Origin of the sequence: Desulfopila sp. IMCC35006, assembly GCF_005116645.1 — a bacterium.
GTDB lineage: Bacteria > Desulfobacterota > Desulfobulbia > Desulfobulbales > Desulfocapsaceae > Desulforhopalus_A.
Genome location: NZ_SWCM01000008.1, coordinates 202,810 through 216,568 on the forward strand (window position 1 = coordinate 202,810; position 13,759 = coordinate 216,568).

At 43.2% G+C, this 13,759-nt stretch carries 10 protein-coding genes; 4 read left to right on the forward strand and 6 right to left on the reverse strand.

The window, feature by feature from the left end; translation table 11 throughout:
- From FCL47_RS14930 to FCL47_RS14950, 4 genes are all read right to left on the reverse strand, one after another.
- The gene (locus FCL47_RS14930; RefSeq protein ID WP_240744256.1) at positions 1–666 is read right to left on the reverse strand and encodes a toll/interleukin-1 receptor domain-containing protein; all 666 of its coding nucleotides are present in this window, start codon (positions 664–666) and stop codon (positions 1–3) included.
- A gap of 351 nt (positions 667–1,017) precedes the next feature.
- On the reverse strand, positions 1,018–2,391 hold the full coding sequence (locus FCL47_RS14935; protein ID WP_205747334.1) for a transposase: 1,374 nt from the start codon (positions 2,389–2,391) through the stop codon (positions 1,018–1,020).
- A 909-nt stretch (positions 2,392–3,300) separates the two neighbouring features.
- Entirely contained in the window at positions 3,301–5,178 is a 1,878-nt protein-coding gene (locus FCL47_RS14945) for a hypothetical protein (RefSeq protein WP_136814316.1), read from the reverse strand.
- Positions 5,171–9,253, reverse strand: a complete 4,083-nt coding sequence (locus FCL47_RS14950) for a hypothetical protein (RefSeq protein ID WP_136814317.1) — start codon at positions 9,251–9,253, stop codon at positions 5,171–5,173. The genes FCL47_RS14945 and FCL47_RS14950 overlap by 8 nt, the downstream gene beginning before the upstream one ends.
- 1,039 nt (positions 9,254–10,292) lie before the next feature.
- On the opposite strand from FCL47_RS14950, the gene FCL47_RS14955 reads away from it, so the two are divergent.
- On the forward strand, positions 10,293–10,742 hold the full coding sequence (locus tag FCL47_RS14955) for a hypothetical protein (protein WP_136814318.1): 450 nt from the start codon (positions 10,293–10,295) through the stop codon (positions 10,740–10,742).
- 240 nt (positions 10,743–10,982) lie between these two features.
- Positions 10,983–11,282, forward strand: coding sequence for a hypothetical protein (locus FCL47_RS24580; RefSeq protein WP_167496507.1), 300 nt, complete (start codon positions 10,983–10,985; stop codon positions 11,280–11,282).
- Positions 11,283–11,471: 189 nt separating this feature from the next.
- On the opposite strand, the gene FCL47_RS14965 is transcribed toward FCL47_RS24580, so the two are convergent.
- Positions 11,472–11,822, reverse strand: coding sequence for a helix-turn-helix domain-containing protein (locus FCL47_RS14965; protein WP_136814320.1), 351 nt, complete (start codon positions 11,820–11,822; stop codon positions 11,472–11,474).
- A 171-nt stretch (positions 11,823–11,993) separates the two neighbouring features.
- On the opposite strand from FCL47_RS14965, the gene FCL47_RS14970 reads away from it, so the two are divergent.
- Entirely contained in the window at positions 11,994–12,629 is a 636-nt protein-coding gene (locus FCL47_RS14970; RefSeq protein WP_136814321.1) for a flavodoxin family protein, read from the forward strand.
- A gap of 90 nt (positions 12,630–12,719) precedes the next feature.
- Here the strand turns inward: FCL47_RS14970 and FCL47_RS14975 are convergent, their stop codons facing one another.
- Positions 12,720–13,208: an Rrf2 family transcriptional regulator gene (locus FCL47_RS14975; RefSeq protein ID WP_136814322.1), complete on the reverse strand. Its 489-nt coding sequence runs from the start codon at positions 13,206–13,208 to the stop codon at positions 12,720–12,722.
- Between the two features lie 145 nt (positions 13,209–13,353).
- On the opposite strand from FCL47_RS14975, the gene FCL47_RS14980 reads away from it, so the two are divergent.
- Entirely contained in the window at positions 13,354–13,725 is a 372-nt protein-coding gene (locus FCL47_RS14980; RefSeq protein ID WP_136814323.1) for a pyridoxamine 5'-phosphate oxidase family protein, read from the forward strand.
- Positions 13,726–13,759: the final 34 nt, after the last annotated feature.

Below are 13,759 nucleotides of genomic sequence, written 5' to 3' on the forward strand. Positions count from 1 at the left end.
TTATCTATTTAATTCGATTTCTATTGTCCGAGACAATTTATCCCACATCTCTTCTTGTTCAACTTCAGACATCGACAAAATTGGCTTATCTGGAGGATTCAATGCATGAAATTGAGAAAGCATATCCTCTCTTAAAAACCTACAGGGTTTCAATATAACAGGAAGCACAAGAGTCCCCTCTAGCTCCGCTTTTTTTAGGATCGGAGGTAACTCATTATCAACTATAAAGTCAGATGCCAAAAAATCGGCGCTGATAATCAATATTGCTATTGCAGCTTTCGATAAAGCTGATTCAATTTGATTTCGCCATTTCTCTCCAGTTTTCAGTTTTGTGTCATCCCATACGTCTACCAGCCCCTTCTTCTCCAAAGGCTTTATATGTACATGTAACCTCTTCAAATGCTTTTGATCTTCATGGCTATAGCTTATAAATATCGTATTTCTCTTTCCAACTTTGCTTGTATTTTCATGGTCGGTATTTTTCTCATTTTCATTTATAAGAAAGAGATTTCCTCCTGTGCCTATGGTTGATTGCCACGTTCCTTCTATAGTACCATTATTTACAAGCTTTGCATTTACATCTACATTCCCATGTCTTACCATATTAGCAGTAATCGTCATCCTGCGACCATTTATTACTACCTCATGGGTTTCTTCCTTATTCACGAATTTTTCGTCAGGAACCATTGATAGAGTAACTATATTACCATCGATAACGCCCGTGAAATTATAAACCGATGTTCCGTATTGCGGATCGTTTATTCTACCTATCCCATCAGCTATTCCCGTTTTATCACCGATTACGAGGTTTAAGAGCAGTTCTTCGGACTTTAACCTACGTGAATCGTGACATAACCGGAAGTCGCACCCTTAAAATGAAATTGTTGTCATGTTTTTGCGACTTTTGCGCTGATTCTGATACATTTGGGACATACTACTCCCTCAACCTTGGCAAAACCTGATTTTCCAAGAGTTTTTGATCTCTGACAACTGAATAATTGCAAGACTATAGCATTGCTATGTCCGGCATACCTCTTTTAGGGCAGGTCCATCAATTCCATGAGCGATAGCCCGCAGGATAGTTTCCATCGAATCAACCTGATAATTGCGGAAGAAAGCTCTGATAGCTTCCCACAACGATCTTTTTGATTCTTCTTTGGCCAGTGCCTCCTGAAAGAGCCAGCAGCTCAGCTGTTGCGCCTGATCTATGAGAAACGCGAGCATCATCAAAATAGTGAACACCCCGCTCAGGTTCTTTTTGCCAAGGCCGTAGTTATGGCCCAGGTTATAATCCTGATTTTTTAGCGTGTTGAATGTTTCATTCTCAACTTTCCAGCGCGCTCTGCCGGCCCGCATCAAATTGAAAACATTCTCTTTTGTTATCGCAATATCGGTTACCCAGCTGAAGGTGGTTATTTTTTTGTTCTCGTCGATCTGGCTGTACTCGAGCACATTAACCAGCAGATCAGGATTGGATTTGTTCAAAGGAACCTGGTTGACGAACTTGAAAAAGTGGCCGATTTTACGGTTCTCCGGATCAACAAAAGACATTTGAACGGCTCGCTCTTCTTTTACAGCCTGCGCAAGCGCAGCAAAAAGTGCGGTGTGATCACCTGGCTTGGCACCGAGAATATAACGAAGGTTGAGCTTTTGCAGGTCTCGAATATGAGGCGCGTTGCAGGCTAACGCATCTTCAACCACAATAACCTTCAAGTGGGGATGCTCGTTTCGGAACCTTGTATAGAAACGTTGAGCTGCGTTTCGCTCGCAGTCATTTTTACTGGTGCCATCCTGTTTGGTCATCATCTCCGGAAAGACGGGGATGACCACCTTGCAGTCCGGTCGCACGAAAGAAGCGGCATACATCTGTTGGTAATACAGAGTTTGACCATTGCGACTCTTTTTTGACATGCAATAAGGAGATGAAACTTTGCCCGATGAGTAGAAGCCGGTACCGTCACCACTCAGGAGATAGTGCCCGTCGATGTAAGCCATCTTTTCGAAATCTTTTCCCCGCTGAAGATGCCGAAAAACAGTGCGAAAAGGTGCACGCAACGAAGAAAGTGACAATGGATCCAGTATGGTCCGCATTTGGCTGTCGCAGGGTATATTGGTTATGCCGAACATTGAATGCAGGTTTTGCGGTTCTTTCTGTCGTTGTTGGTCAAAGGCGAGCAGGGATGGGTGTTTTAACTGGAACACCGCCAAGCCTGACATCAGTGCATCATCCAGTGAGATTGTGGAATTGGCACCTCTGCTGTCGGGGATTTGTCGAAAATCCTTTTGTATTGCCGCAAACAAGCTGTCAGCGTTGAGGTGTTTTCTCACTTTTCGTTCAGCAGTTGTTGCCAGCCCTGACACGCTGGCCGGATAATACTTTTTTGATTTCATCGCTTTCTCCTATGTATGTTTTTGAAATTACATAGAAAAAAGCGATTTTTCTCAGCCGGTTTTGTCAAGTAAAAAATGTTATGGCTGGAAAATTATCTATACTATAATTTTGACTACTTACCTATGACTGGTGTTATAAAAGTTTACGAACTGCATTTTTAACTTATTTTGCAATTTCAGCTATTTGTAATTTTTCCGGGAATTGCTGCTATCCCATATAGCTTCGACCCATCTTGCTTTATTTCGGCGAACACGTTTGCATTATTTGTTCCTGTAATACGCCCTGACCAACTTCCATGAACTTGTTTCATTTCATCACCACAGTTAACCTTCTTCTTTAATTTGTGCTAATTGCCCAACCGCGGAGCTTGACGAAGTCAGCTCCGCGGTTCATGGCGACTGCGTCGCCATGAACAAGTATCTTACCAGATCTGTGAAACACCCAATTTTTGTAGTTTCACAGAAAGATAACCTGTGATCCTCTCTCCCAAGGCCCTATAATCAACAAATGAGGTAAGCCGCCAAAGTAATGTCTTGTGTTATCAAATTTATGGTGACTCCAAAGTAAAGATATTTCCATTAAGATCATAACCGAAAGAAATGGTGACAGACAGTAGATTTATTTGGACAATTTCCTTCGGCAAAGGTAAGTCAAAATCCATAGGTGAGATCGTGACTTTTAACGCCGCGCTCTGTGGCAAATTTAGATCGCAGCGAAAATTTGTCCGACAGAAGCGCCTTGTTATACGGCGCTTGAATCTGTCTTCAAATTCTCGAATACGGCCAAAAACGAACGTAATTAGTCTGGATCATCAATTAAAAATAGACATTATGAATGTTCACCCAAGGAGCAATGCTATACCAAACATTAGTATTTTCTAAAAACAGCAAAATATTTTCCGAAACTGTTTATTTTCGGCCACTCAACATTCTCAAAATATCGAGTGCTTTTGAACAGGTGTAATATAAATAGGGCTCTAGGGTGCAAAGCCTTTCGAGCATCAGTTCTATTTTCACAATAGTTTCTTCGCTGATTGGCAGATACGCCAACTCCGTGCACCATTGCCCTATATATTCTGCCCAGCCATCTTTATCCTCAAAAGCAGCGCCCGCTACAACACCTAATGCCAGATAGTTTTCGGGCTCAGAATCCACATCAATATAGTCCCGATATAGTCGGCTTAAAATCATCACCGATGCAGCAAGCCTTCTACTTCTGGTCATACAAGCAACCTGAGCCAATCCATTTAACACCTGATACACAGAATCCTTGTCGTTAACCGCTGCCAATTTGTGCTGTGCGCTTTCGAGCAGCAAAACTGCACGCTCCAAATATTCATCATCAATTTTCCAGAAGGGTGCTGAATTCATCAAAACCCTATAGGACTCAAATGAAGCCTCGCCGTTGATATGCTTAGCAAGCAACTTTGAGATTTCATCCGGCACAACCGCTGGCGTAGAGTTACCTTCCAACGGCCCAGGCAAAAACGAGTGCATATTCAATCGCGAACCAGACATAAGTTCCTCTTGAAGATATTCAGCGACTTCGCACTTACCAGCCTCTTGACATGCATTATTTGCCCGCCCGTTAAGCTCATTAATGAATTGCTCCGCGGTTAAATAAGTCGGAAGCCATCTTGGTTCTTCTATTAGATCGACAAAGCTCTGGCAGAAAAAATAAAGCCCCCTTTGCTGAGTAGCCCACTGTTCTACTTTGTCAAAAGCAATGCTCTCTTCCAGCCCCACCTTGACAATCAAGGCTGACTGAGTAAGTGAAGCAAGACGCCGGTAGAATGGTGGCATCCCTCTGAATATCTGTAATCGTGCCAGTTCTCCATCAACAAAAACTGCCATCGAGCAAAATAAACGTAGGTTATCTAAAGTTTTTTCAGAAGATATGCATTCAAAAATCTTTTTAAGGATCTCAACTGATGTATCCGTGAATTTCCGCATGCCGACTTCAAGGCATGATATTAAAAGTATTGGATGGCAGGTTTCGATTGCCCGGTTTGCGATTGCGTGATACGAAGCTTCTTCAACAATACCATTAGAAACGACTTCTGATACTGACTTGTGCATGCAAAGCAATAAATCACTCTCACTCACTTCATTTTCTATTCTGCTGGCAAAATATTGTTTTAGCTCGACCTTACAGTACTCATCAATATTTTTACTCCCGCAATATTTCCCAACAAGCCTTTCGTAATAGCGAATATCCTCAGGAACCAACGTAGAAACCTTATTTGACTTCCCCTGAAATTCCTGTCGCAACAAGGCTTCAATGTGTTTTGGTGAGCGATCCAAATCAAGCAACAGGTCTGATACATCATCGTCACTAACTGCTGCCTCCGAAAGAACTGCCCTCCAGCGCTCCAGCTCCTCTTTCGAAAGCCATCTATTCTTCGCTTCTGTCTCAAATATGCTTAACCGTCTGTCGACATCTCCACAAAGTGGCCAAAAACTATTATTAAGTATGTGTGCGTCTCCATTGGTTAAGGAAAAGGCTGGACGCTCTCCCGGATGATTGCGTAAAGACCAAGTTTTGCTACTAATATCGTCCACACAGAATTCTTCCTCGACATTTTCAAAAGCACTTCGAATAGCCTTAAAGAGAGCGCTTCTGGAAAAGGCTATATCTTTATCACCAAAACTAACCTTGGCATCTGTCGCCAGACCTAGCTCTTCCATCAATTTGGTATCAGATAAGAGTTCCGCCCTTACCAAACTGGGGAATAGTTTGATAAGGTGTGAAGCCATATAAGCATGCACCGAATCCGAGTTAGCCATCCATTTCTTCCTCCAATATCGATTGCTGCGAGATGCTTTTAACCTGCTGCTTCATCGAATCGACAGCATTCTTGAAGCTCCACGGATCAATATTCTTCAGGGGTGTCAAAACAAACTCATCCAACCATGCTTTATAGCCTTCCTTTTGCTCGTCAGGCACAGACTCCGGCGCAATCAATATGGAATTCACCTTAAAAACTTCGCCTAAGTGGGCCATCCCCCCATCGCCCCTTATTTGATAAGCTTGAGCCCACTCCCGATAGCCCATAAGCTCATATAGCCAGCAAGATCTGGCACGGCTTAGTTCGAGCGGGATATCAGCCGACCACTGAGCCCTAATTGCTTTTGCAATCGTTTTCATGGTCTCATGTAGCCACTGGGCATCTCTTGGGAGCTGAACCAGCCCACTAATCCTTATCAAAAGTAGACTGTCTCTTAACAGCCTCAGCTCCCTTGTGGGTTTAAACTCACAATCTAACATAACTGAGTGACTTAAATGATATTCAAGCTCTTCATAGGAAATACCAACAAACTCAAATCCCAACTCCCGAAGTGACGTTCTGACATCAAGCTTCTGCTCTTTAGAAATATGTCCTTTATGGTGTAGAGTCTCGACAAAGTCTAATGATGTAAAAATTGGCACAGCTCCTTCGTCAAATGTAATTGTCCCATGCCGGTTCATAAATCTATCATCTATCAAAGCCGCATCACACATTTTAACCGCTTCAAAAATCTCCTCAGTTGGCCTGGCATCATTATTCTTCGACGCAGCCACTCGCTCTCTATTGAGCGGCATTTCAGCAAGAACCACTTTTCCAGACGTAAGCCCACTAGAAAATAGCTTCCTTATATTTTCTATTTTTAAATCTGCCTGCTTGACGATTGAATCATAGTTTATCAGCGATCTATACCTATCTCGCGCCCCCTTAAATACATACACTTCGAATCCGGCCTCGCTGAGCTTGTCGAGCATATCAACAGTCATCAAATAGGTAATCGATAATGAATCAAGAAATAATTTTGCTCCGCCTGTCACCTCTAGACCGGTAGGCCACTCTTTCTCGTGTTGGTGAAGATAGCTTAATGCCTTGAGACACTGAGCTTCCGTTATTACAGCCATGCCTTTAAGACTTTTGACCAGCTGCGAACATGAAATCAGACAGTGATAAAATGGAGAAAGGTCAGCTTCTACCTCCTTAAAAGATCTTCCGACCTTGTATACTGGGTACGAACATACCACAAACGCCTGTGATTCATTCGTAGGATTCTCATGCGCTTTCTCAAGCATAAAAGCAAGCTCATCACCTACATCCAGTGCGAGTTCAGGATTATTGATTTTCCTAGGGTGGAAAATAGAAGTCCTGCCGTCAGAAACAAGGCGCTCAAAATACTTTGCCTTTTCAATTTGGCTCGGCTGGTGAAAGGCTACTTTTTGCTTTTCTTCAAACAACCAACGCATGAAAGAGTGAGGAATAACAATTCTCTCAAAACAATCAAACAAATGAGGTAGCAGTCCAACATTCTCCGCAACCAAAGCACTGGAGGCATCGATGGCAATCGTCTTTCCAGCAATAACCTGTTCGAGCCTTGCTCCATGAAATATTGGGACTAAGTTTTTCCGCCGTATGTCCTTCGTCTTTTTGTTTTCAAGGGGCTGAATAAGGTAAAAATCAGACATAGTCCTGTTTAATAGCTCCGCCACTGTAAAAATAGGAGCATCACCATCATAGTAGGCCTTATAAACCCTTTCATTTTTTTCCCTGGCTTCATCCATCATTTCTTTTAAGTCTTCTAAAGAAGCCCGATGCAATGGACCACCATCACTAGAAAGAATGATCGCCTTATTGAGCCATTCGGATGTTTCTTGACTGTCCTCCCAGCCCATTGTGGTCGCCGTAAAATACGATGACGCTAGCACTTGAGGATCTTCTGGATATTGGCCTGTACAGAACTCTATTATTTGCCTTGCGCGACCGGGGGAAACTGCCTTAGCTAACTGCGCCGCTTGTAATAAATCATTAGACTTCAACTCCTGCCGACGATTCCAGCTATCTTCCACAAAAATGCTAAGAGATTCCCAATCACCACCAAATATAGATAAATTGATTTCAAGAGCTTTGAGATCAAGCAGTTGTGATTTAGATTGCTTCAACCGTGCAATCTGTTCATGGGCTCCACTTAAGTCTCCCTTTCTAAATAATGACCACGCCCAGTGAACTTGTAGCCCCTCGCTTCTCTTGACGATATCCATCCTATCTGACAGAAATTGATGAAGCTCAGAAAACTTTCCAAGCGAAGAGGCGGCATTACAAACTCTGATAGCGTCAGATTCCTGGCCAGTACGATCAAAAAGCTCCCGGCAATATGAGTAGTATTTTTCTCCAAGTTTTTCTCTTTCTAGCAAATTAACCAAATGGGAAAGATCATTTATAGCTTTACTTTTTTGATATTGGCTTATAGCCAAAGCTACTGGATCTTTACCTTTGGCTGACTCAATAATATTTTTCAGATTCCTTACTTCAGCATCAGGCGCTCCCGAACCCTCTATCTTTTGTAGGAGCTGTTCTGCATCATCCACCAATCCTGATTGAGCCAATGCCTCTATTTCAAGCATACCAATAACAATGGGATTAACGGCTCTTTCCATTTGTTTTCTGTAGCTGGCAATATATTCCACCACTGCCGGGAATGACTTCTTCGTCTGTGCCAATATAAATCTGGCTAAACCAAGAATTGGATCATTATCATGGCTTAGCGCTGTCTGTCTATTAACCTCCTTTTCAATTGACTCAAATTCGATATCAATTCCAAACGCAAATGCTAACGGTAAATACTCAAGCGTTTTTTGAGTGTAACTAACGAAGTAGCTCCGAAGTTGTGCCTTTGCTTGTTCATGTGTTTCGCTGTTTCTAAGCTCCAACCACAGCACATAGTTATCCGTCATATTCGCCACATCTTCAGCACCGAGATGTCTTGCCAAACCAGAGCAAACTTTAAACAGCTCAACAGAGCGATTTCTAAGCGCAATAGATATAGAATCATCTGCAAGTGGAAACCTGTCTGCTGCAAAGGGAATATAAGTCATTACACTTTCACGGAGCTCAGCGGCCTTAATTGCATTTACCAAAAACGTAAATGCAGAAAGCTGAGCCAGTGCTGGTGACATAGACAAGGATTCGTCGCTTAATGTCTCCACAATATTTAAAGCCTTTTCCCATTGATGCTCTGACAGCAGTGCAGAAACTAAAGCGACCTTTCCATCATTATCTAAGTCTTGAGTGCTTAAGCCAGTGCTTTCGAACCAGCCCAAAGCAATCCCGCTTCCCTCAACTGTTTTTTTAATCATAAAGAAGGCAGCATAACTTAAGGGACTACTTACCTTAAGCAAACCAGAAGCCGCGTCTACATTGTTCGATCCAATAGCCTCAATAAATGCCTGAGCTATTTCTGCTTCCTCCGTTTGGCATAGTTTTTTAGAGCTTGCTAACCATTTTTTCGCCTGCTCAACTCTTTCTCCCACGCACATGTATCTTGCAAGTTGCGCTAGTGCCCGACCTTTTACATGAGGAGTACCGCCAGACAACTCTCCATCAATAATGCTTTCTGCTAAAGTAATCGCCTTCTCTTCCTTAGGAAACGAACCGAAAAATCGTAGCAAGGTAATTTCGTGAGCAAGCTTTTTTATTTTCTCGTCTTGAAGATGTTGAGCGGTAAAGCCCGCGCTCTTCATGCATGTTGTTATTTCATTAGCTACTTGGGACGGAAGTTCTTTTAGTTGAGTGGGTAGATTGCTATTTTTCTTTAGCCGCACATCAAGGAAATAAACAAGAACACTTAAACCAATAAGGAGTACTCCTAGAGGGTAATTTGGCTGCGCAAGAGGAAACTTATAATCGGGGAGAAAATTCTGGTGGACTAATATCCAGTTGGCAATATCAACCCATAGAGGAACACTAAGTGACGCTAAGCCTACCGTCATTGACGGCCAAATAATATATTTCGCTAATGATGGCTTCCAATGAATTTTAAGAAAATCTAGGACATCGCGGATTGCTTCATTTAGATCAAAATTCATTAAATTTTCCCTGATTGCGTTATGTCTTCACCAAAGGGTCTGAGTATCTGGGCCGTTTCGGTATGCGACGCTGGCATCTGTATCCCAATCTGGTGCATCTGGAAAGCAATTCGCTGCCATAGGCGTAGCAATAGTTATCCTTGGCGTTGTCGTAGGTGGCCTTGATTTAGGGCTTAGCCTGAAGCGAAAGCCGACAGAAGCCAAGACAAATGGGGACGGATCTATTTATATAGATCTAAGTCCTTTCCCCCTCTCTGAAATAAAGCAAGGGCATTTGATTTCAATGTCCGCTTTGGGGCGAAAGAGGATACTCGTGCGTTGCCGTATAACAAGTTAGTATCCAGAAACTGGATATCATCCAGCCGGAATCTTTTTTCAATTCTTTTTTACCGTAACACGCCTTATCCTAACTGCCTATCACTCTAGAAAGGGTGATGGCCGGAAATCGGATATCATTACTTCACTTGTCTTTGATGCTCGACCGAGCAGCTCTATTGTATTTGTTCTTTTTCTCATCCGAAAAGCGACTACCTACAGTCAACATATTTCCAACATATCTGAACTATGGTCGTCAACCAGATTCGACATGGCGCGACAAGTGATAATAATGCTGGACTGCTACGGCGTAGCAGTAACATCCTGTTTGATTTCTTTATGTTATATTGTTACCACCAGCTATTTTATATTACAATTGATTATTCCCACAAGTTCCTGAGGTTGCCTGTCACTGTGGTTGAGGTCGTTTGCTAAGGGTGGATTCTTCAATGTCTTCGGGTTGAGCGGTTTTTTCTCTGCGCACTCGATAAATAGCCCAACCAACAATCATACCCATATTCAGTGCTGTGACGTCAACCTATCTGTAATTCTACTCGACGCTTCATCCTGTGCCCTCATCGACGCTTATCCTGCTGAGTCAATTTATTTTCAGAAAAATGAAAATAAATCATAGGGTACTCACTCTGTGATACCCCTGGTGTGGCATAATGCAATTATAGGATGGACGGGCAGAGAAGCTGAACGATGAGAAAAGGAGTCATGTATGCATACAGAGAAGACGGAGAGATTGTTTCAAGAGTTTCCGGAACTATTTCGGCGTGAGCGATTAATTCACGGTTTTGCGTGCCAGGATGGGTGGTTTGAGTTGATTCGTGTACTCGCTGGACGCCTCAGAGAACACCTCGTTCAGTATCCGCATCTCAAGAATCTTGAAATAGACAAAGTCCAGCAGAGGATGGGGGAGCTTCAGGTAAAAATTCGTGGCGGGGACGCTGTGGTGCACAATCTTATCCGGAAAGCCGAGCAAGAGTCTCGGTTGGTATGTGAATTGGATGGAAAACCAGCTATCGGGCTGTTTGTCTGCGCCCCTCACTGGTTTAGGTATCTTTGTGAAACGTGCTCGGAACTGCATGGATACATGACAATTGAAGACTATTTAAGCGAAGAAGCTCTAGCAACAATGGCACGTGAACAGATGCAGCAAACGGTATAAATCGTTTTAGTTTGGTGTTTAATCTTCTGGTGACGGTAACCGTCTGGAGGTACTAAGAAAATGCTATATCAATCCAAAGTCGATACTTCTAATGTTTTTTTTGCAACTGAGTTGGCCACCGGGAATTCTATTCTGAGACGACCCAAAAAGTGGAAGTGTAAATTGCCGGAAATGCTCATTGGTGCGTATTTGATAATGCCATTAACATCGGCGAAATTGTTGCAGTCGGAAAGCTACCATATGAATAATTGTTGCCTGGATTATCACCAGCAATGCGCTGAGTTGTCATACTGTCTTTTTTCTCTTCGCAGTCGATCTGGCGAGCGGCTGGCAACCCTTGGGCTTAACTGTATTGACGGTTATTGGCGTTTTGATCAATGTGCTGGTCCGTCTAATACCGAAGTGTTGGAAGAGACCAGGACATATCTTGATGAAGACGGAATGCTTCAGGAAGAGCTGTTTGCCACTGAACTGTATTACGTCGCCCATGAGGTCGTCAGATTAATGAATGCTGCCGGATGGCAAAAGAATGCCCATTGAACGGATAAACGGTGGATCAAAAATGATCGAGCGACTTTGACACATGGGGCGATCTGATGTCTTATTTTTGAATTTGGGAATAATCTTATCGGGCAAGATCTTGGCTGTTTGAAATTGCCAGAGCAAACTGACGTGAGAGGGTTGCCAATGTCCCGGCCAGGATGCCATGCGTACTTCATATTTCGATCCTTAATCCTGCAAATGCTCCCGAGCCCAACTGCACATCATGTCAAGAATTGGATAGATGCTTCGTCCTTTTTCGGTGAGGGAATATTCAACTTTGGGGGGCACCTGCGCATAAACCTTGCGGTGCACAAGCCCATCGGCCTCCAGTTCCCGAAGTTGTTGGGTTAACATTTTTCGAGTCGTCTCGGAAAACTGTCTTTGCAGCTCAGAAAATCGCATTGTCTGCTGTGCGAGGTGCCAAAGGATCGATGCTTTCCATTTCCCGCCGACTACTGCCAGGGTAACGTCGATACCACACTTGTACTGCTTGTCCCGAAAAACAATCACGTCGCTGGTTACTGCATTGTGTTCCATTTTAATCTCTCATTTGAAACTGGGATACATGGTGTTAAGGTACCCTCAAAGATACTACGTACCATGAAAGTACGTTATTGACTTAATGTAACCTATGGCGCATTATAGCGCAAACGTGTTTAACAACATTACGTATCTATTAATTACCATCAGGAAACAGAGGGAGATTTTATGAAAGTATTGGCATTTAATGGCAGCCCCAATAAGAAAGGCAACACCTGTCATGCGCTGCAAATGGTGACTGCTGAGTTGGAAAAGGAAGGGATTGAAACAGAAATTATTCATGTTGGCAACAAGGCTGTTCGAGGCTGCCTGGCCTGTGGTCAATGCGTCAAAAAGCAGAACGAACAGTGTGTTCAGGTCGACGATCCGGTTAATGAGTGGATTCAGTTGATGAAAAATGCCGATGGTATTCTTTTCGGTTCACCTGTTCATTTTTCTGCCATCGCAGGAACCATGAAATCTTTTCTCGATCGTGCCTTTTACGTGACCGGCGTTAACGGTTCTCTGCTGCGACATAAGGTGGGTGCTTCAGTTGTCGCTGTACGGCGTTCCGGTGGCCTGCCGACTTTCAATCAACTCAATAATTTCATCTGTTACGCCGAGATGCTGATGCCGACATCCAATTATTGGAATGTCATCCATGGTACCAAGCCGGGAGAGGCGACCCAGGATGTGGAAGGCGCACAGATCATGCGAACGCTGGGCAGGAATATGGCGTGGTTGATGAAGTTGGTTGAAAATGGCAAAGGAGTGATCGCACCGCCTGAAAAAGAAGACAAAGCCTGGATGCATTTTATCCGCTGATAGCCGGGAAGAATTAAAAGGGGCGATTCCGCTCCAGAGGGCACCGTTTAGCTAGGCCTGCGGCTGCCCTCTGGATGCGTTAAAATCAAATTAGATAGTTTTCAACCAGTTGACTATTCCATCTTTTTTTTCCACCGAAAAATCCTTATGCACCTGTTCGTGCAGCCATTGCAGTGACTTGACCCTCAACTGGTTGCGCATTAACTCTTCCGCTTCCTGAATAACTACCTTTATGAGGCAGGGGCATTTGTCGGTGAAGACACTCGGGTCATCCACAAATATGTTCTTTTTCCTGATTTCCGCACATTGAAACAAAAAAGAAGGACCTTCGATTGCTTCTATAATATCCCAAAAGGATATAGCGTCAGCGCTTTTAGCTAACTGGTAGCCTCCCTTAACGCCAGCAATTGAGCGGACTATCCCGGCTTTGCGTAATTTGGCGAAAACTTTCGAAAGATACGTTTCAGTAATGCCGTTTAATTCGGCTATCTGCTTGATTCCGATAGTTTTATGTTCGGGTAAGTCCACCATATAGAAAAGTGAATGAAACGCATATTCAACGCCTATACTGTATTGCATCGATGATCTCCCTGGATGATTTCAAAACCGCATATTAGACTCTTTTACCCAAAAAATGTCTTGACCATTATTTCTTTTTTGTATTAAGGTTAACATGGATAACATATATCCACAATAGATCTTATAACACAAAAGGAGATGAGACATGCTCACCGACAAGTTTTTAGATGTAATCAGTCACGAAGGTGTTGTTGCCATAGTTTCTTGCGCCGACAATGAAGCTCATGTTGTAAATACTTGGAATAGCTACCTCCACATCACAGATGATGAAAGAATACTGCTTCCTGCATGGTCAATGAGGAAAACCGAAAAGAAAGTACGAAAGAATAATAATGTATTGCTCACTGTCGGGTCAAAAGAGGTAGAAGGTAAAATGGGACCTGGAACTGGTTTTCTTGTAAAGGGAACAGCGAGATTCATCCCCTCAGGCCCGGAGTGGGATATGATGAAAGAAAAATATTCCTTTTTGACACGGGTACTTGAAGTCACCGTGGAGTCAATTCAACAAACGGTTTAGCGAGCATTAATTTTGCCAGCAGGGTGAGAGGTGC